The organism is Pseudomonas sp. HS6-2 (assembly GCF_049325675.2).
In the GTDB taxonomy this organism is placed as follows: Bacteria; Pseudomonadota; Gammaproteobacteria; order Pseudomonadales; family Pseudomonadaceae; genus Aquipseudomonas; species Aquipseudomonas putida_N.
In genome coordinates, this window is record NZ_CM143906.1 from 945755 (window position 1) to 965318 (window position 19564).

A 19564-nucleotide genomic window follows, 5' to 3' on the forward strand; every position below is an offset into this window, starting at 1 on the left:
GCTGATTCTGTGAATATCACAACAATACCTCAGTACCCGGCATCAAAACCAAGCTGGGGCTGCAAAAGGAGAAGGTCATGCTCGAGCTCGCCAAAGAGCAGATAGCCATGGGCCAGACGGCCGCCGACAAGGCCGGGGCGTTGCGCCTGCTGGCGGATCAGCTGGTGGCCGACGGCCTGGTTGCCGAAGGTTATCTCGAAGGCCTGCAGGCGCGCGAAGCGCAAGGCTCGACGTTCCTTGGCCAGGGCATCGCCATCCCTCACGGCACCCCGCAGACCCGCGAGCTGGTATTCGCCACCGGCGTGCGCCTGCTGCAGTTCCCCGAAGGCGTGGACTGGGGCGATGGCCAGATCGTCTACCTGGCCATCGGCATCGCCGCCCGTTCCGACGAACACCTGCGCCTGCTGCAACTGCTGACCCGCGCCCTCGGCGAAACCGACCTGGCCGAGGCATTGCGCCGGGCCAGCTCAGCCGAGGCATTGCTCAAGCTGCTGCAAGGCGCGCCGCAGGAACTGGCGCTGGACGCGCAACTGGTCGGCCTGAACCTGCCAGCTGAAGATTTTGATGAGCTGGCCTGGCGGGGTGCGCGTCTGCTGCAGCGCGCCGGTTGCGTCGATAGCGGCTTCGCGGGCGTGTTGCAACAGGCCGACCCCCTGCCACTGGGCGAGGGCCTGTGGTGGCTGCACAGCGAGCGTCAGGTGCGCCAACCCGGCCTTGCCTTTATCACCCCGCAGCAGCCCCTGCGATATCGCGACCAGCCGCTCAATGGCCTGTTCTGCCTGGCCAGCCTCGGTGCAGCCCACCAGGCGCTGCTCGAGCGCCTGTGTGAAGTGCTGATCGAAGGCCGTGGGCAAACGCTCTACCAGGCCACCAGCAGTCGTGCGGTGCTCGAAGTGCTGGGCGGTGAGGCACCGCTTGACTGGCCCACTGCGCGTATCGTGCTGGCCAACCCGCATGGGCTGCATGCCCGGCCGGCGAAGGTGCTGGCGCAACTGGCCAAGGGTTTCGAGGGCGAAATTCGCCTGCGTGTGCTCGACAGCGCGCAGCCGGCGGTGTCGATCAAGAGCTTGAGCAAGTTGCTCAGCCTCGGCGCCCGCCGTGGTCAGGAGCTTGAGCTAAGCGCTGAACCGTCGATTGCCGGCGATGCCTTGCCCGTGCTGCTGGCCGCCATTGAGCAAGGCCTGGGCGAAGAGGTTGAGCCGCTGGTGCAAACCACCGCCTCGGTCGTTGCCAGCGCAGCCTCAACACTCCAGGCCCCAACTGCGGGCAGCCGCGTCCAGGGCGTCAGTGCCTCCCCCGGTATTGCCAGCGGCCCGGCGCATGTCTGCGTCGAGCGCGATATCGATTATCCACTGCGCGGCGACTCGCCCGCCCAGGAGCGCCTGAAGCTGCGCGACGCGCTTAATGCCGTGAATGGCGAACTGCAGGCGCTGGTGCAGCGCAGCGACAAGTCGATTGGCGAGATTTTCGTCACCCATCAGGAAATGCTCGCCGACCCGGCCCTGAGCGACGATGTCGACGCCCGCCTGGCCCAAGGCGAAAGTGCGGCGGCGGCCTGGATGGCGGTGATCGAAGCCGCAGCGCGCCAGCAGGAAGCCCTGCACGATGCCCTGCTGGCCGAGCGCGCTGCCGACCTGCGCGACATTGGTCGCCGGGTACTGGCCCAATTGTGCGGCGTGCAGGCCCAGGCCGAGCCGGAACAACCCTATGTGCTGGTCATGGGCGAGGTCGGCCCTTCCGATGTCGCTCGTCTGGACCCGGCCCGAGTCGCCGGCATCGTCACCGCTCATGGCGGTGCCACCGCGCACAGCGCGATCGTCGCCCGTGCCCTGGGCATCCCGGCGGTGGTCGGTGCGGGCCCGGCGATCCTGCTGCTCGCTTCCGGCACGCCGCTGCTGCTCGACGGCCAGCGCGGCGTGGTCAGCGTCGCGCCGCCCGCCGAAGAGCTGCAACGCGCCCTGGCCGAGCGCGACCTGCGCGAACAACGCCTGCAAGCCGCCTGGGCCCAGCGCCATGAACCGGCAGTAACCCGCGATGGCCACGCCATCGAAGTGTTCGCCAACATCGGCGAGAGCAGCGGTATCGACAAGGTGGTGGAACAGGGGGCCGAAGGCGTTGGCCTGCTGCGCACCGAACTGATCTTCATGGCCCACGCCCAGGCGCCCGATGTCGCTACCCAGGAAGCGGAGTACCGCCGCGTACTCGACGGCCTGGGCGGCCGGCCACTGGTAGTGCGCACCCTCGATGTGGGGGGCGACAAGCCGTTGTCCTACTGGCCGATCGCCGCCGAAGAAAACCCGTTCCTTGGCGTGCGCGGTGTGCGCCTGACCCTGCAGCGCCCGCAGATCATGGAAGAGCAGCTGCGTGCCCTGCTGCGTGCCGCCGATCAGCGGCCCCTGCGCATCATGTTCCCCATGGTCGGGCAAATTCACGAATGGCGTGAGGCGCGGGCCATGGTCGAGCGCCTGCGCCTGGAAACCCCGGTCGCCGACCTGCAGGTCGGGATCATGGTCGAGGTGCCGTCCGCCGCCTTGCTGGCGCCGCAGCTGGCCCGCGAAGTGGACTTCTTCAGCATCGGTACCAACGACCTGACCCAGTACACCCTGGCCATCGACCGTGGTCACCCGAGCCTGTCTGCCCAGGCCGACGGCCTGCACCCGGCGGTGCTGAGCCTGATCGACATGACCGTGCGCGCGGCCCACGCCGAGGGCAAGTGGGTAGGCGTGTGCGGCGAACTGGCCGCCGACCCGCAGGCGGTGGCCGTGCTGCTAGGCCTGGATGTGGACGAGCTGAGCGTGGCCGCTCGCAGCATTGCCGAAGTCAAAGCCCTGGTGCGCCAGGCTGATCACCAAACGGCCCGCGCCCTGGCGCGCGAGGCCTTGCAACAGGACAGCGCTGCGGCGGTTCGCGCGTTGGTGGAGCGTTACTGAATGGCCAAGATCCTCACCCTGACCCTGAACCCGGCGCTGGACATCACCGTCAGCCTCGACGCCTTGCGCCCAGGGCACGTCAACCGTGCCCACGACCAGCAAAGCCACGCGGCGGGCAAAGGCCTGAACGTGGCCCAGGTGCTGGCCGACCTGGGCCACAGCGTCACTGTCGGGGGCTTCCTGGGCCGCGACAACCTGCAACCGTTTGAGGCGCTGATCGCCCGGCGCGGTTTTGCCGACTGCTTCGTGCGGGTGGCCGGTGAAACCCGCAGCAACCTCAAGCTGGTCGAGGCCGATGGTCGGGTCACCGACATCAACGGCTTGGGGCCAGAGGTCGACGACGCCGCCTGCGCCGAGCTGCTGCACCGCCTGCAGCAAGTGGCGTCCGGGCACGACGCGGTGGTGGTCGCGGGCAGCCTGCCGCGTGGCATCAGCCCCGAATGGTTCCGCCAACTGCTCGAGCAGTTGCAGGCACACGGGCTCAAGGTGGCCCTCGACAGTAGCGGTGACGCGCTGCGTGCCGGCCTGCAGAGCGCCCCCTGGCTGGTCAAACCTAATACCGAAGAACTGGGCGAAGTGCTGGGCCTGGCCGTGCATACCGCCGCCGAGCAGCGCGCCGCTGCCGGGCAACTGCTGGCCAGTGGTGTCGAGCATGTGGTGGTGTCGGCGGGCGAGCAGGGTGTCAGCTGGTTTACCGCTGGCCTGGCGCTGCAGGCGCGCCCGCCCCAGGTGCGGGTGGCGAGTACCGTAGGCGCGGGTGATTCGCTGGTCGCCGGCATGGTCCACGGCCTGCTGGCAGCGGAATGCCCACAGCAGACCTTGCGCCGTGCCACGGCCATCGCCGCGCAGGCCGTGACCCAGGTCGGCTTCGGCATCTGCGACCGCGAGCAACTCGCGCAGCTGGAGGCCGCCGTGCAACTGACAGAACAACAAGAGGGTTGCCGATGAACATCGCCATTGTCACCGCTTGCCCCAACGGGCAGGTGTCCAGCGTGCTCAGCGCCCGCCTGCTGGCGGCTGCCGCCCAGCGCCGGGGCTGGAGCACCAGTGTCGAGGTACAGGATGCCGAACATCCAGAGCGCCAGCTGACGCCTGCGCAGATCGCCGAGGCCGATTGGGTGCTGGTGGTCGCCACCGGGGCAGTGGACCTTGCGCGCTTCGCCGGCAAGCGCCTGTACCAGAGCACCCCGGCACAGGCCCTGGCCGACCGTGAGGGCTTCCTCGACGAGGCCGCGGGCAAGGCCGAAGTGCTGGTTGCCCAACCGGTCAGCGCGGTGCCTTCAGCGGCTGTACGGATTGTCGCGGTCACCGCCTGCCCAACGGGCGTGGCGCATACCTTCATGGCGGCCGAAGCCTTGCAACAGGCGGCGCAACAGCTGGATTACCAGCTCACCGTCGAGACCCAGGGCTCGGTCGGCGCGCGCAACCCGCTATCGGCCCAGGCCATTGCCGATGCCGATGTGGTGCTGCTGGCCGCTGACATCGAGGTGCCAACGGCTCGCTTTGCCGGCAAGCGTATCTACCGCTGCGGCACCGGTATCGCCCTCAAGCAGGCGCGTGCGACCCTGGAAAAGGCCCTGGCCGAGGGCAGGGTCGAAAGTGCCACGGATGCTGCATCGGCAGCATCTGCCAAGGCTGAGAAAACCGGCGTCTACAAGCATTTGCTGACCGGTGTTTCGTTCATGCTGCCGATGGTGGTGGCCGGCGGCTTGCTGATCGCCCTGTCGTTCGTCTTCGGCATCGAAGCCTACAAGGAGCCGGGCACCCTGCCCGCCGCGCTGATGCAGATCGGCGGCGAGGCGGCGTTCAAGCTGATGGTGCCGCTGCTCGCCGGTTACATCGCCTGGTCAATCGCCGACCGCCCGGGCCTGGCGCCGGGCATGATCGGCGGCCTGCTGGCCAGCACCTTGGGTGCCGGCTTCATCGGTGGCATCGTCGCCGGCTTTCTCGCTGGCTACAGCGCCAAGGCGATCGCCCGTTGGGCGCGCCTGCCGAGCAGCCTGGATGCGCTCAAGCCGATCCTGATCATCCCGCTGCTGGCCAGCCTGTTCACCGGCCTGGTGATGATCTACGTGGTCGGTCAGCCGGTGGCGGCCATGCTCGAAGGGCTGACGCACTTCCTCGACAGCATGGGCACCACCAACGCCATCCTGCTCGGGCTGCTGCTGGGCGGAATGATGTGTGTCGACCTCGGCGGGCCTATCAACAAGGCCGCCTATGCCTTCTCGGTGGGGCTGTTGGCGTCCTCCAGCTATGCGCCGATGGCGGCGACCATGGCTGCCGGCATGGTGCCGCCGATCGGCCTGGGCATCGCCACCTTCCTCGCCCGGCGCAAGTTCGCCCAGAGCGAGCGCGAGGCGGGCAAGGCGGCGCTGGCGCTGGGGTTGTGCTTCATTTCCGAAGGGGCGATCCCGTTCGCGGCCAAGGACCCCCTGCGAGTGATCCCGGCGAGCATTGCCGGTGGCGCCTTGACCGGTGCGCTGTCGATGTACTTTGGCTGCAAGCTGATGGCGCCCCATGGCGGGCTGTTCGTGTTGCTGATCCCCAATGCGATCAACCATGCGCTGTTGTATCTGCTGGCGATTGTCGCGGGAAGCCTGGTGACGGCAGTGGTGTATGCGGTGATCAAGAAGAGCGAGCGGGTGGAGTTGGCCGTTGTGCCTGTGAAAGGTTGAAGCCTTCTGTTGGCATTGCCGGCCCTTTCGCGGGACAAGCCCGCTCCTACAGGGATAGCATGATTGCTTGTAGGAGCGGGCTTGTCCCGTAAAAGGGCCGGTACAGCTTAGCGCCGATGCTTCTGCCGCAACGGCACCAGCAGATCGCCAAGGCCGTTGTGGTCGACCTCGTGCATCAAGGCCAGTAACCCACCCAGTTCCCCCGCCGGAAACCCTTTGCGTGCGAACCAGGCCAGGTAATCCCCCGGCAGGTCGGCAATGATCCGCCCCTGGTATTTGCCAAAGGGCATGGTGCGGGTAACCAGCAGTTCGAGCATTTCCGGTTTCATCGACGAAGCCTGGCAGTGAATGAGCGGCGACCATACTGCAATCTGCACGAGCGCCCAAGCGGCAATCATGCATAACGCCGTTTTCAGGCTTCGCTTCATATAGCGTAACTTTATGATTTAAAAGGATTTATTTTTAGATCATGGCTTGGCACGAAGGCTGCTCCGGTACTGATGACTATCACCTGCGAAGGAGTTCGTACCATGAGCAACCCCAACAAAGACGTGATCGACGTACTTAACGACCTGGTCGAATACAGCAAGGATGGCGAAAAAGGCTTCAAATCCTCGGCCGATGATGTGAAAAACCCCGAACTGAAAGCCTTCTTCGTCCAGCGTGCCGGTGAATGCGCCAGTGCGGCGGCTGAGCTGCAGAGCGAAGTGCGCCGCCTGGGCGGTGACCCGGAAACCTCCACCAGCATCAGCGGCGACCTGCACCGTGGTTGGGTCAACCTCAAGTCGATGGTCACCGGCAAGGATGAGGAAGCGGTGCTCAATGAAGTGGAGCGCGGTGAAGACCATGCTCTCAAGGCCTACAAGGAAGCACGCGAGAAACTGGTCAAGCTTGGCCGCATGGCCAGTGATCCGAGCTATGCGTTGGTAGAGAAGCAACTGCAGGGCGTACAGCGTAACCACGACCAGGTGAAAGCGCTGCGCAACGCCGCCCGCGCCCGTTCCTAGTCCAACGGCCCCTCGACCCGGTTGCGGCCATTGGCCTTGGCCCGGTAGAGCGCTTCGTCCGCGGCACCCAGCACTTGTGTGAGATCTTGCTGGGTGCCGGGGGTATAGACCCCGACGCCAATGCTCACCGTCACCGCGTGATGATCGTCAGCAAATGGCGCCAGTGATTCGACCTGCGCGCGGATGCGCTCAGCCAGTACCAATGCGCCGGCCAGCTCTGTCTCCGGCAAGAGCACCTGAAACTCTTCGCCGCCATACCGTGCAGCCAGGTCGGCCGGACGGCGAATGCAAAGTTGCAGCGTGCTGGCGACCTCACGCAACGCATGGTCACCCCCTGCATGGCCATGGCGCTGGTTGAATGCCCTGAAGTGATCCACATCCACCATCAGTACTGCCAACGGCTTGCGGTTGCGCTGCGCGCGCGACCATTCCTGGCGCAGTACCTGGTCCAGCCGGCGGCGGTTGGCCAGGCCGGTCAGGCTGTCGGTGGCGGCCAGGGTCGCCAGCCCTTGTTCGGCTTCGTGGCGGCGGCGCAGTTCGCGACTCAGCAGCAGGGTCAGCCAGAGAATGCCGATGCACAGCACCCCGGTTGCGACGCTGACGACGATGGCGGTACGTCGCCACGATTGGAAGACTTCCTCGGCCGAATGCGCCACGAGCACGATCAAGGGAAGGTCGGCAACCCGGGCAAAGGTATAGATACGCTGGGTGCCGTACACGCTGGATCTGGCGGTGAAGCTGCCGCTGCGTTCTCCCAGGATGCGTTTGAAGTTGGGCCGGTCGCCGAAGTTGGTGCCGATCAGCGGATCCTTGTCCCGGGTTGGCTGGCGGGCGAGCAACTGGCCGTCGGTATTGAGCAGGTTGATGCTGCTCTCATCACCGATGTCCAGGCGTTGGAACAGCTGATTGAAATAGGACAGGCGCAACGCGCCTGCGGCCAGCCCTGCAAAGGAGCCGTCAACTGCAGAGATGCGCCGGCTGAAACTGATGCACCAGTCGAGGTCGCCCAGCCTTGCCTTGAAGGGTGGGCTGATGAACAAGCCGAGGTGCGGGTTGTCGCGATGAGCCTGGAACGCCGGGGTGTCGGCGAAGTTGGCCTGGCGTGGTTTGATGCTGATCGAGTCACCGACCACATCGCCTTTGGCATTCAGCCAGAGGATGTCACCTCGCACCGGGGCGGCGAAGGTCTGATTGAACAGGATCTGTTGGCGCAGTTCGGGGGCAACCTTCAATACCTCCGGGTGCCGCACGGCCCAGATCAGTCCGCGCAGGGACTGATCGTAGAGTTCGACATTGCGCAGGATATCGCTTTCGATCAACTGCACGATGTTGCTGGAGGAGCGCATGGCCGATTGCTCGACGTTTTCGCGCTCGCGGGCCAGCAGGTAGCTGACGATGGCCACGATGGCGAGCACGGCAAGGCAACTGCCCAGGTTGAGGATCAGCTCGGGGTGCGACCTGTAGAGTGCGAAACGCGGTGATCGAGTGGGCATGCGCGCTACTGCTGAGGCAGGGCCATTTGCGGCGGGCGACATTCTAGGGAAGTGCGGATTGTCGGACAACATTTGTCCGACGGAAATGCGTGTGGGGCTGTTTTGCAGCCCAATCCGACCGGTCCGGCGCCCCGGCAAAGCCGCTCCTGCAGGATTTCTGTAGGGGCGGCCTTGTGTCGCGAAACGAGGGCAAAGCCCTCGCCAGCGGTCTCAGGTCAGAAGATGTTCAGTGGGTAATCGACGATCACCCGCACTTCATCGTTGTCGCTGTTGCTGTCGATCGAGGCATAGCCTTGGCTGCCACGGTGGGTGGCATAGCGCAGCTGCACCGCCAGATCCTTCAGGTCACCTTCCTGGAACACATACTTCACGTCCAGGTCCCGCTCCCAGTGCATGGCGTTCTTGCCATCGGCGCGGTAGTAGTCGTAGTGGCTGGTGTCCTGGGTGGCCTTGGCCAGATCCGCCTCACCGCGCGAGTACGACAGTGACGTGCTCAAGCCCGGGATGCCGATACCGGCGAAGTTGTAGTCGTACTGCAGCTTCCACGAACGCTCGTTCGGGGCGTTGAAGTCCGAGTACATGCGTGAGTTGTCCAGGTACACACTGTCGCCCAGGTTGATGTAGTCGAACGGCGTGTTGCCGTTGACCCGCTGGTAGGCGGCGGTGACGCTGTGGTAACCGGCGTTGACCGTGAAGTGCAGGCTGTAGGTGTTGTTGTCGATCTTGCCCAGCAGCGCCTGGCCGGTGTCCTGGGTGTGGTAGAAGTGCACGCCCGGGTTGAGGCTGACCAAGTCGTTGACCACGTAGGTGTAGTCGAAGTCAGCGTAGTACTGGTTCCAGATGTCCTTCAGCTCGGCGGCGTACAGGTTGGTGGTGATGTTCTCGGTACCGCTCCACGACGCGCCCGCCCAGTTCAGGTGCTTGCTCTTGTCGTGCTCATCCAGCGAACCGTAGTAGGTGTCGATACGACGGTGACCGCTCTGGTTGTACGGGTGGGTGAAGCTGACCTGGCCGCCTTCGAGCAGCAGGCCGTCGACGCTGTGGTTGGTCAGGCTCACACCGCGGAAGGTCTGCGGCAGCATGCGGGTTTCACCGCCAGCGATCACCGGGTTGGTGATGAACAGGTCACCGGCTTTCAACTCGGTGTCGAACACCTTGAGCTTGACCGCTGCACCGGCCGTGGAGAACGAGTGCGGGGCGGCGCCCAGTTCACCGTTGTCCTTGATGTGCTCGGGCAGGATGCTGGTGCCGGCATGGCCGCCACCGCCGTCGAGCTTCAGGCCCAGCATGGCGTGGGCGTCGAGGCCGAAGCCGACCACACCCGGGGTGTAGCCGGATTCGAATCGGGCGACCGCACCCTGGCCCCACTCGCGGGTGTCGCGCACGCCGGCGTTGTGGTTGTCGCGGTTGAAGTAGGCATTACGAAAATGCAGGTTGAAGGACGAGCCTTCGATGAAGCCATCAGCCTTGTCTTCATCTGCCTGGGCGGCGAAGGGGATCGTTGCAGTCAACGCAATGAACAGCGGGGTAAAACGAAACGCGGAAGGCACCGGTACTAGCTCCTTTGGTCTGACGGTGGGGCAGTTTTTATTTTTGAATGTGCGTCTTTTTATAGGTGTACGTTACGGCGGGGCTGAGAGTTAGAGCACATAAAAAAAGCCGCTGATCGGCAGCGGCTTTAAAAGGCTAACATATCGGCACCAACGGTGCCCATGGCGTAGCCAAGGGAAAACAGGAGCGGGTGCGACGCGCGATCAGCTATCGGCATTGGCGTCGGTGGAAACTTTCGAAGCTGTCTGTTCTGCGTCTTTGCCGGCGTCAGCCTTGTGTGCCAGGGCTTCGCGGGAGTCTTGGTGAGCAGCGGCAAGTTCTGCAGTACGCGCTACGAAAGCCGGGGATTCTTCGGCCATGGCCAGGGGCGACAACAACAGGGACGACAGAACGAAAACGCTGGCAATACCCATACTGTTGGACATGTTTAAAACTACCTTCTTGCGGGGCAAGTGCTATGAGGACGGGGGTAAAGTTAGTCCGTTTAATGCCCTGGAAACAGCGTCTTTAGTGATAAGCACTGTTGCGCAAAAGGTAATTATCGCTCGGAAAGCAATTGGACTTTAGCCTGAAAGCCCCGTGCTAGACAGCTTGTGCGGTCAATGATGGAAGCAGCCTTGCTCCACGGAACTATCATTTTTGCCAGGTGACATGTGGCGTGTCAGGTCAGATGCTTGTGGCATGGCTTCCGATCACTTCTCGAACCGCGAGGCAGGCACGACATGGCAGCGCGTTCGACCAGGCAAATGCGAGCACAGGCAGCTGCGCTGCATGCAGGCACGCCGACAGTCACCAGCCCTTTCCGTACATTGACGCTTTACCGTGCGGCGCGTACCCCGGGCGTTTTGCCGCGCCTGTTGATCGAACGTACAGTCAAGGATCCGTCAACCCGGGCAACACGGATATTCGGTGCGCGAGCCTTGCTCAACGAGGCGACCGCAAACGCCGACGCGGTTACGGTCACTGCCCTTGACGGTCGACCCTTGTCATTGCATACCGCAGACGGCGATCTCTCCCTGCGTTTACTGGACAGTGCCGGGCGCCCGTTCTGGTCGCTCAATGCTCAACAGACGGCGACTGCAATGACCTACGAAGCAGCCTCGCTCAGTGGGCGGCCACTGTCGTTGACGGAAACGGCTGCCGGTGCCGCAGGTCGTGTACGTGAACGCTATAGCTATGCACCTGCGGGAAAAGCGTACTGGAAGGCCCACAATCTCGCTGGACGTTTGTGGGAATCCTGCAACAACGCAGGCATCGACCGATCTCTCGGCCTGTCATTGACGGGCCAATCCTTGGCGTTCGAGCAATGCCTTTTGAAGGTTGCAATAGAACAGCCGGATTGGTCTCGTACCACAGAAGAAGATGTTGAGGCTCCCCTGAAAGTTTTGAATCAGCTCGACGCCACCGGCGCCCTGCTGAGTACCACTCATGCCGCCGGTGTCACTACCTTCGAGCGTTACGGCATCAGCGGCGCACGCGAGCAGACGCGGGTCCGTTACATGAAGGGTGGCAAGGTCGAGGAAGCCGTCACCTTGCGCGAGTCTCGTTATGCCGCGGATTCCAGATTGCTGGAGCAGATGACTGGTAACGGCGTCGTCGACCGATATGAATATGACGCTCGAATCCCTCGCCTCAAGCGACACCTGACCGCTCGCCCTGCAGGCCATCCTCTGGGTAGCCTGCTGATCAGTGATCTGCATTACGAACACGATCCAGCCGGCAATATCCTGAGCCTCGATGATCAGGGTGCGGATCCGGAATGGCATAACAATTTGGAGACCACGGGGCTTCGGCGATACGCCTATGACACGCTGAACCGTCTGGTTTTTGCATCGGGTCGAGAGCGGGTACCTGCGGCCCGGCATCATCCCTTATCAGGCGCCCGTGCTGACCCGAGCGCTGGCCAAGTTTGGGCGCCCTACACGGAAGAGTATTCCTATGATGACGGGAACAATCTCTGGCTGATTCGGCATAACGCAGGAGAAGGTCAGCGCACGGTCGAACTGGAAGTTGCCCGGAGCAGCAATCGTGCTGTTGTGAAAGGCCAAGGCTTGGCATTCGGGACGGGATTCTTGCCTGGAGGTCTGCAGAAACAGCTAGCCGATGGCAATACTCTGCACTGGCATACGGACAACCAACTCAAGGCTGTCAGCCTGGTCAGGCGCAAGTATGAAGATGATGACGGTGAACGCTATCACTACGCTGAGGGTGGGAGCCGGACTCGCAAAGTTCACTCGGTAAAAGTCGGTAACGGCAGGCAGACCAGCTTGACCACGTATTCCCACGCTTTCGAAGTGCGCCAGCGGTTGCTGGCCGGTGCGTCCGAACTCCAGCGTCATCTGGTCATCACAACGGTGGGTACCGCTCGTTTGGTGATGAACGAGCTCAAGAGTGAGGTGCAATTGCGCTTTGCCTTCAGCGATCACCTGAACAGTTCGGGCGGTGAGACGGACGCCGCTGGCAAGGTCATCGCTCGTGAGGAATATGCGCCTTATGGCGGGACTGTTGGCGCGGATGAACCTGCGACTGAAGTCGACAGCATGACGCAACGAGCGCTGCGCCATGCGGGCAAGGAACGGGATGCGACGGGGTTGTATTGCTACGGTTGGCGCTATTACCAACCGGAAATCGGACGTTGGTTGAGTGCTGATCCTGGAGGTACGCTGGATGGAATAAATTTGTTTCGAATGGCAAAGAACTCACCCGTGAGTTTCCTTGATGCCGATGGCCAGAACTCAATCGATCTCAATGAGCTTGTTGACCAGGAACTGCCTGGGTATCCGTCTACTCCTGATGTGGTCGCGCGCCTGAATGAGAGATCCGATAACGACGATGTGATGGATTCTGAAATTGACCATATTGTGCACGCTGAGAAGTACACAGTGCATTCTCAGTACAAGAATGTGGACGACTGGGTTGGGTTTCGAAATGAGTTCAGGCCTCATGTGTGGGTGTTTAGAAGTAACTTCAGAATGCCGGAGACACTCACGCACGCCTCAACAGTGGTCCTTGAGCAATACAGAAGAATATCAAAATTCCATGGTTTCTACGGACAGCTGCCAAAAACTTTGTTGCGGTGGGATGTGATCAATAAAGATGCGATTTCAGCTGTGACCCTTACTCCAGAGGAAGGGCTTTTATCACCTGAAGAGCGTAAGCGTATAATTACCGAGCGTTTTTTGGCAAGCCGTGGGAACGGCCGGCATACTCAAAGGATAGTGGAGGCACTTGGCATGGAAGTTACTGGCGTTGAGTTGCATTCAGTGTTGCACATGGAATTTTTGTACGACGTTGAAGTCATAGCCATTCACATCAAGCCGTCGGCGAATGATAACTTCAGAGCGGATTTGGAGAGGGGAGAGGAGCGAGACCATCGCCAGAGTAATAAAAATTGGTTTTCGAAAAAATACCATTTAATTCGTTACTATGTCAGTGACCGACTGCGGCAGTTGAGGGCGTGTGGGGGGAGAGCAGCGGCAATGTAGCTCAATCAAATTGTGCATCTGGTATGCCTGCCAGGCAGACGTATGCCAAAAGTGTTTGAACCCGCCACGCTACGCACAAAAACGTCCCCACCATGCATCAACGCGATCGCCTTGACGATTGCTAGACCCAAACCATGGTTACCGCCGCCACTGTTGCTGCGCGCCGCATCCACCCGGTAGAACCGCTCGAACAATAACGGCAGGTGCGCATCGTCGATGGCCGGCCCCGGGTTGCTCACGGCAATGCAGACCTGCTCCGGCCCCGCTTCAATCTGCACCTCGATCACCTGGTGCGGCGCCGTATGCTGCACGGCGTTGTTCAGCAGATTGATCAACGCCCGACGCAGCTGAGCTTTTTCGATGGGCGCCTGGGCATCGCCGCTGACGGTCACGCTGACCTGCGCGTCTTCGAGGATGTAGTCCAGGTAATCGAGGGTGGTGGCCACTTCCTCGGCCAGCGAGGCCTGGGTCAGGGCGGTGGCCTTGCTGCCCTGGTCGGCGCTGGCGAGGAACAGCATGTCGTTGATGATGCTGCGCAGGCGCTCCAGCTCTTCCAGGTTCGACTGCAGCACTTCGAAGTAATGCTCGGCGCTGCGCCCGCGGGTGAGGGCGACCTGGGTCTGGCCGATCAGGTTGGTCAGCGGCGAGCGCAGTTCGTGGGCAACGTCGGCGTTGAAGGCTTCGAGCTGCGAATAGGCCTGGCTGACCCGGTCCAGCGCGGCATTGAAGGCACCGGCGAACTGCGCCAGTTCCGGCGCCAGGTTCTGCGTCTGCAAGCGCCCATCCAGGCGCGGCGGTGCCAGGGCCTGGGCCTCGATGGACAGCGCCAGCAGCGGTCGCAGGCCGATGCGCGCCACCCAGTAACCCAGCACCGAAGCCAGCAGTACACCGAGTACCGCCAGGCCGACAATGGCCACCAGCAGGCTGTGCTGCGCCTGCCAGAAGGTCTCGGTGTCGATGCCGATCAGAAAGCGCAGCGGCGGGCGCTCGCCCAAAGCCGGCAGTTCGCTGACCAGCACCTTGTACGGGTAGAGGTGGTCGGGCAGGTGCAGGTCGCGCATGCCTTGCGGGCCCTCGGCGAAGGCGCGGACCAGCTCGCTGGGCTGGCCGTACTCGTAGGCGGGGTTGCTGCTGACCACCCAGAAGCGGATGCGCTTGTCTTCTTCGCTGAGCAGGTTGAGCTTGTTGTTGATCTTGGCCCAGTGCTCGGGTGTGCCGAAGCGGTTGAGGGTGGATTCGAGCACGCTGAAGCGCGCATCCAGTTCCGCCGCCGGCAACAGGTCGAGGCTGCGGTCGACCTGGCGGTACAGCGCCGAGCCGATCAGCACGAATACCCCCAGCGCCACCAGGATGAACAGTGCCGACAGGCGCAGGGCGATGGAGTTAAGCGGCGCGGTTTTCCAGGACATAGCCCATGCCTCGGATGGTGTGCAGCAACTTGTTGTCGAACGGCCCGTCGAGCTTGGCACGCAGGCGCTTGATGGCCACTTCGACGACATTGGCATCACTGTCGAAGTTGATGTCCCAGACCAGCTCGGCGATGGCGGTCTTGGAGAGGATTTCGCCCTGGCGCCGGGCCAGCACGCTGAGCAGCGAGAATTCCTTGGCGGTCAGCTCCAGGCGCTGGCCGGCGCGGCTGGCCTTGCGCGCCATCAGGTCGATCCACAGATCGCCGACCTGGATCTGCAACGGCTCGTGAGTGCTACTGCGGCGGGTCAGGGCCTGCAGCCGGGCGACCAGTTCGAGGAACGAGAACGGCTTGCCCAGGTAATCGTCGGCGCCTTCGCGCAGGCCGTGGATGCGGTCTTCGACGCGCTCGCGGGCGGTGAGCATGATCACCGGCGTCTGCTTGCGCGCGCGCAGTGCGCGCAGCACGCCGTAGCCGTCCAGGCCGGGCAGCATCACATCGAGCACGATCACTGCGTAGTCGCCCTCCAGGGCTAGGTGCAGGCCGTCGATGCCGTCCCGTGCAAGGTCGACGGTAAAGCCCTGCTCGGTCAGGCCGCGATGCAGGTAGTCGGCAGTTTTTTCTTCGTCTTCGATGATCAGCACACGCATGGTCTTGTCCTAGCTGGCACTTGGCGCCGCCGCACGGGCGGCCTGGCGGCGGTGGAACAGGCGCTCCAGGGCCAAGTATATGACCGGGGTGGTGAACAGCGTCAGCGCCTGGCTCACCAGTAGCCCGCCGACCACCGCAATGCCCAGCGGCTGGCGCAGCTCGGCGCCGGCACCAAAGCCGAACATCAGCGGCACCGCGCCCAGCAGGGCGGCAAGTGTGGTCATGATGATCGGCCGGAAGCGCGTCAGGCACGCCTGGTGAATCGCCTGCTCGGGTGTCATGCCGTGGTGGCGCTGGGCTTCCAGGGCGAAGTCGATGAGCAGAATGCCGTTCTTCTTGACGATGCCGATCAGCAGCACCACGCCGATCAGGCCCATGATGCTGAAGTCCTGGCCCATCGCCCAGAGCAAGATCAACGCACCCAGGCCGGCCGAGGGCAGGGTGGAAATGATGGTCAGTGGGTGGACGAAGCTCTCGTAGAGCACGCCGAGGATGATGTACACCGCCACCAGTGCGGCGAGGATCAGCCATGGCTGGCTCGACAGCGAACTCTGGAAGGCCTGGGCCGCCCCCTGGAAGTTGCCGCTGATCGAGTCGGGCATGCCCAGTTCACGCTGGGTGCGTTCGAGGATCTTCACCGCATCGCCCAGGGCCACGCCGGGGGCCAGGTTGAACGACAGGTTGGCCGCCGGGAACAGGCCGTCGTGGCTGATCGACAGTGGGCCGGTGCTCGGCGGCGCGACATGCGCCAGGGCCGACAGTGGCACCATCTCGTTGGTCAGCGGCGAGCGCAGGTAGAAGAAGTTCAGGCTCTCGGCCTTGCCGCGCTGCTTCGCGTCCAGCTCGAGGATTACCTTGTACTGGTTGGTCTCGGTCTGGAACTCGCTGATCTGCCGCTGGCCGAAGGCGTCGTACAGCGCCTGGTCGACATCGGTGGTGGTCAGGCCGAAGCGCGCCGCGGCCTGGCGGTCGATGTCGATGCGGGTAACGCTGGCGCCCAGTTGCAGGTCGTTGGACAGGTCGCGGAACACCGGGTGTTCCCGCAGGCGGTCGGTCAGGCGCTGGGTCCACAGGTTCAGCGCCACGCCGTCGTTGCTCTTGAGCACGTACTGGTACTGGGTGCGCGAGGGGCCGGAGCTGAGGTTGATGTCCTGGCCGGCACGCATGTACAGGACGATGCCCGGCACCTGGGCCAGCTTCGGTCGCAGCCGGTCGATCAGCTCGCTGGCCGACACGTCGCGCTCACCACGCGGCTTGAGGGCGATCCAGAAGCGGCCGTTGGCGATGGTCTGGTTGCTGCCGGTGACCCCCACCGAATGGGAGTAGGCCTGCACTGCCGGGTCTTCACCGATGACCTTCGCCAGCGCCAGATGCTTCTCGACCATCGACGGGTACGACACGTCCGCCGCCGCCTCGGTGGTGCCGAGGATGAAACCGGTGTCCTGCAGCGGGAAGAAGCCCTTGGGGATGCCGATGTAACCGACCACAGCCAGGGCCAGGGTCACGCCGAACACGCCGAGGGTCAGGCGTTGGTGGGCGAGGGCACGGTTCAGGCCTTTTTCGTACCACTTCACCAGGCGCTCGCCAAAGCCACCATGCTGCTCGCCGGGCGGGCGGCGCATGAACAATGCGCACAAGGTGGGTGCCAGGGTCAGCGACACCATCACCGAAATCAGGATGGTCGAGGTGGCGGTCAGGGCAAACTCCTTGAACAGCCGGCCGACCACCCCGCCCATGAACAGCAGCGGGATGAACGCGGCGATCAGCGAGAAACTGATCGACACCACGGTGAAGCCGATCTCGCCCGCGCCTTTGAGCGCCGCCGTACGGCTGTCGTCGCCGGCCTCCAGGTGACGGTGGATGTTCTCGACCACGACGATGGCGTCGTCGACCACGAAGCCCACCGAGATGACGATGGCCACCAATGTGAGGTTGTTCAGGCTGAAGCCCAATACATACATCAATGCGCAACTGGCGATCAGCGACACTCCGAGCACGCTGGACACCACCAGGGTCGCCGACCACTGGCGCAGGAACAGCGCCATCACCCCGATCACCAAGGCCACGGCGATCATCAGGGTCAGCTCCACTTCGTGCAAAGAGGCGCGGATGGTCTGGGTACGGTCCTGCAGTACCGACACTTCGATCGACGCCGGGAGCATTTCCTGCAGCTTGGGCAGGGCCGCCAGCACCCGGTCGACTGTGTCGACGATGTTCGCCCCGGGCTGGCGGAACACCACCAGGTTGAGCCCCGGTTGGTCGCCGGACCAGGCTTTGACGTAGGCGTTCTCGGCGCCGTTGATGACCTTGGCCACGTCCTTGAGGTGCACTGGCGCGCCGTTACGGTACGAGACGATCAGCTGGGCGTAGTCCTCGGGGTGGAACAGCTGGTCGTTGGCGGCGATGGTCGAGACGCTGTGTTCGCCGTACAGCGCGCCCTTGGCCAGGTTCAGGCTGGTCTGCTGAATGGCCTGGCGCACATCGGCCAGGGTCAGACCGATGGCGGCGAGCTTTTCCGGCTGGGCCTGCACGCGAATGGCCGGGCGCAGTTGGCCGGTGATGTTGATCAGGCCGACCCCTTCGATCTGGCTGAGCTGGCGCGCCAGCAAGGTCTCGGCGTAGTCGCTGAGGTCATTGCCGGGCATCTGTGCGGAGCTGACGGTGAGCACCAGCACCGGGCTGTCGGCCGGGTTGACCTTGCGCCAGGTCGGCGGGTTGGGCAGGTCCTGGGGCAGACGCGCAGTGGCGGTGTTGATCGCCGCCTGGACTTCCTGGGCGGCGGTGTCGATGTTCTTGTCGAGGGTGAATTGCAGGATCAGCGTGGTCGAGCCCAGCGCACTGCTGCTGGTCATCTGGGTCATGCCGGGGATGGCACTGAACTGCACCTCCAGCGGCGTGGCCACCGACGATGCCATGGTTTCCGGGCTGGCACCGGGCAGCTGGGTGGTGACCTGGATGGTCGGGAAATCCGCTTCGGGCAGCGGTGCCACCGGCAGCCGCGGGAAGGCGATGGCGCCCAGCAGCACCAGGGCGAAGGTCAGCAGCAGGGTGGCGATCGGGTGGTCGATGCACCAGGCCGAGACACCGTTGCGGGTATTCATGGCTGGCTCCTGCGCTCAGCCATTTGCGCCGGCGGCGGGGCGTCCGGGGTGACCTCGACCCGCGAACCCGGCTTGAGCCGTGACTGGCCGTCGAGCACCAGGCGCTCGCCCGGCTTGACCCCGGCGATGATGTTCAGGCCACTGTCCTGATACAGCACCTTGACCGGCACGGCGGTGACCTTGTCACCGTCCAGGCGGTAGACGAAGTGCCCGTCGACACCCCGCTGCACCACCGGGGGCGGCACCACCAGTGCGTTCTCCTCGACCGCAGTACGCAGGCGGATGGTGACCAGCTGCCCCGGCCACAGGCGACCGTCTTTGTTGTCGAATTCGGCCTTGACCCGTACCGTGCCGGTATTGGCCGAGATCTGGTTGTCGATCAGCGCCAGATGCCCTTCGCCGAGCAGGTTGCGTTCGCCGTCGGCGTCCATGTACGCCTCGACCAGCGCCGGGGTTGGCGCCTTGAGCAGGGCCTGCAGGGTCGGCAGCATCTGTTGCGGCAGGGCGAACTCGACGGCGATCGGGTCGATCTGGGTGACGCTGAACAGGCCTTGGGTATCCGTGGTGCGCACCAGGTTGCCGGGGTCGACATTGCGGATGCCGACACGCCCGGTCACCGGCGAGCGGATCTGCGTGTACGACAGTTGCACCTCGGCATTGGCGATGGCTGCCTGGTTACCTTTGACCGTGGCTTGCAGCTGGTTGACCAGCGCCTGCTGTTGGTCGAGGGTTTGCTTGGACACGCCATCGTCGGTGCTGAGCAGGCGGTAGCGCTTGAGGTCGACACCGGCCACCTGGATCTGTGCCTGGCTCTGGCCAAGCTGGGCGCGGGCCTGGTCGAGCGTGGCGCGGATTGCGCGGTCATCCAGGGTGGCGAGCAGGTCGCCTTCCTTCACCCACTGGCCTTCCTTGACCAGTACCTGGGTCAGCACGCCTTCGACCTGTGGTCGCACTTCGACGCTGTGCAGTGAAAGCACCGAGCCGATGGCGCTGGCGTAACGCGGCACGTCCTGCTGGGCGACGCTGACCACGCGCACCGGGATCGCCGCTTGCGCATGGGGCGCGGTGGCTTGCTGGCGTTGGCTATACCAGCTACCCAGGGCCACCACGGCGAGCAGCGCCAACGCGGCGAGAACAGCGGAACGGGAAGGACGTCGCATCGGCGCGGGCACCTTGGCCAAGGGGTGGGGAACGGAGGTGTGTATTGGAGTTTATAGCGCTGTGACCGGGTCGGCAGCGTGACAGCCGGCTGACAGCGGTGAC

13 protein-coding genes are annotated in these 19564 nt (G+C 63.7%); 5 read left to right on the plus strand and 8 right to left on the minus strand.

Going from position 1 to position 19564, the window contains the following annotated elements:
* Positions 1–77 precede the first annotated feature (77 nt).
* From ptsP to ACOKS3_RS04415, 3 genes are read left to right on the plus strand one after another with little or no spacing between them, the layout of a single operon-like run.
* Positions 78–2930, plus strand: coding sequence for a phosphoenolpyruvate--protein phosphotransferase (ptsP, locus tag ACOKS3_RS04405; protein WP_103445663.1), 2853 nt, complete (start codon positions 78–80; stop codon positions 2928–2930).
* Positions 2931–3878 carry a 1-phosphofructokinase gene (gene pfkB, locus ACOKS3_RS04410; RefSeq protein ID WP_422763343.1) on the plus strand — a complete coding sequence of 316 codons (948 nt, stop codon included), beginning with the start codon at positions 2931–2933 and terminating at the stop codon, positions 3876–3878.
* A complete protein-coding gene (locus ACOKS3_RS04415) occupies positions 3875–5605 on the plus strand; it encodes a PTS fructose-like transporter subunit IIB (protein ID WP_422763344.1) in 1731 nt (576 codons plus the stop codon). Before pfkB ends, ACOKS3_RS04415 begins: the two co-directional genes overlap by 4 nt.
* A gap of 107 nt (positions 5606–5712) precedes the next feature.
* On the opposite strand, the gene ACOKS3_RS04420 is transcribed toward ACOKS3_RS04415, so the two are convergent.
* The gene (locus ACOKS3_RS04420) at positions 5713–5934 is read right to left on the minus strand and encodes a DUF3820 family protein (protein ID WP_079229690.1); all 222 of its coding nucleotides are present in this window, start codon (positions 5932–5934) and stop codon (positions 5713–5715) included.
* Positions 5935–6135: 201 nt separating this feature from the next.
* On the opposite strand from ACOKS3_RS04420, the gene ACOKS3_RS04425 reads away from it, so the two are divergent.
* Positions 6136–6612 (plus strand): ferritin-like domain-containing protein, encoded by a 477-nt coding sequence (locus tag ACOKS3_RS04425; RefSeq protein ID WP_103445660.1) that lies wholly within the window; start codon positions 6136–6138, stop codon positions 6610–6612.
* On the opposite strand, the gene ACOKS3_RS04430 is transcribed toward ACOKS3_RS04425, so the two are convergent.
* The 3 genes from ACOKS3_RS04430 to ACOKS3_RS04440 form a co-directional block, all read right to left on the minus strand.
* The gene (locus ACOKS3_RS04430) at positions 6609–8105 is read right to left on the minus strand and encodes a GGDEF domain-containing protein (protein ID WP_103445659.1); all 1497 of its coding nucleotides are present in this window, start codon (positions 8103–8105) and stop codon (positions 6609–6611) included. The two genes, ACOKS3_RS04425 and ACOKS3_RS04430, sit on opposite strands and share 4 nt — an antisense overlap.
* A gap of 215 nt (positions 8106–8320) precedes the next feature.
* Entirely contained in the window at positions 8321–9655 is a 1335-nt protein-coding gene (locus ACOKS3_RS04435) for an OprD family porin (RefSeq protein WP_422763345.1), read from the minus strand.
* Between the two features lie 204 nt (positions 9656–9859).
* Positions 9860–10081: a hypothetical protein gene (locus tag ACOKS3_RS04440; protein ID WP_422763346.1), complete on the minus strand. Its 222-nt coding sequence runs from the start codon at positions 10079–10081 to the stop codon at positions 9860–9862.
* Between the two features lie 297 nt (positions 10082–10378).
* Here ACOKS3_RS04440 and ACOKS3_RS04445 point away from each other — a divergent pair, with 297 nt between their 5' ends.
* Positions 10379–13141, plus strand: a complete 2763-nt coding sequence (locus ACOKS3_RS04445) for an RHS repeat-associated core domain-containing protein (protein WP_103445657.1) — start codon at positions 10379–10381, stop codon at positions 13139–13141.
* A gap of 5 nt (positions 13142–13146) precedes the next feature.
* On the opposite strand, the gene ACOKS3_RS04450 is transcribed toward ACOKS3_RS04445, so the two are convergent.
* Genes ACOKS3_RS04450 through ACOKS3_RS04465 form a run of 4 tightly spaced genes read right to left on the minus strand, consistent with a single transcriptional unit; the run spans position 13147 to position 19461 of the window.
* The gene (locus ACOKS3_RS04450; RefSeq protein ID WP_103445656.1) at positions 13147–14550 is read right to left on the minus strand and encodes a heavy metal sensor histidine kinase; all 1404 of its coding nucleotides are present in this window, start codon (positions 14548–14550) and stop codon (positions 13147–13149) included.
* A complete protein-coding gene (locus ACOKS3_RS04455; protein ID WP_099814267.1) occupies positions 14525–15199 on the minus strand; it encodes a heavy metal response regulator transcription factor in 675 nt (224 codons plus the stop codon). The genes ACOKS3_RS04450 and ACOKS3_RS04455 overlap by 26 nt, the downstream gene beginning before the upstream one ends.
* 9 nt (positions 15200–15208) lie before the next feature.
* Entirely contained in the window at positions 15209–18301 is a 3093-nt protein-coding gene (locus tag ACOKS3_RS04460; RefSeq protein WP_103445655.1) for a multidrug efflux RND transporter permease subunit, read from the minus strand.
* The gene (locus ACOKS3_RS04465) at positions 18298–19461 is read right to left on the minus strand and encodes an efflux RND transporter periplasmic adaptor subunit (RefSeq protein ID WP_103445654.1); all 1164 of its coding nucleotides are present in this window, start codon (positions 19459–19461) and stop codon (positions 18298–18300) included. The genes ACOKS3_RS04460 and ACOKS3_RS04465 overlap by 4 nt, the downstream gene beginning before the upstream one ends.
* Positions 19462–19564: the final 103 nt, after the last annotated feature.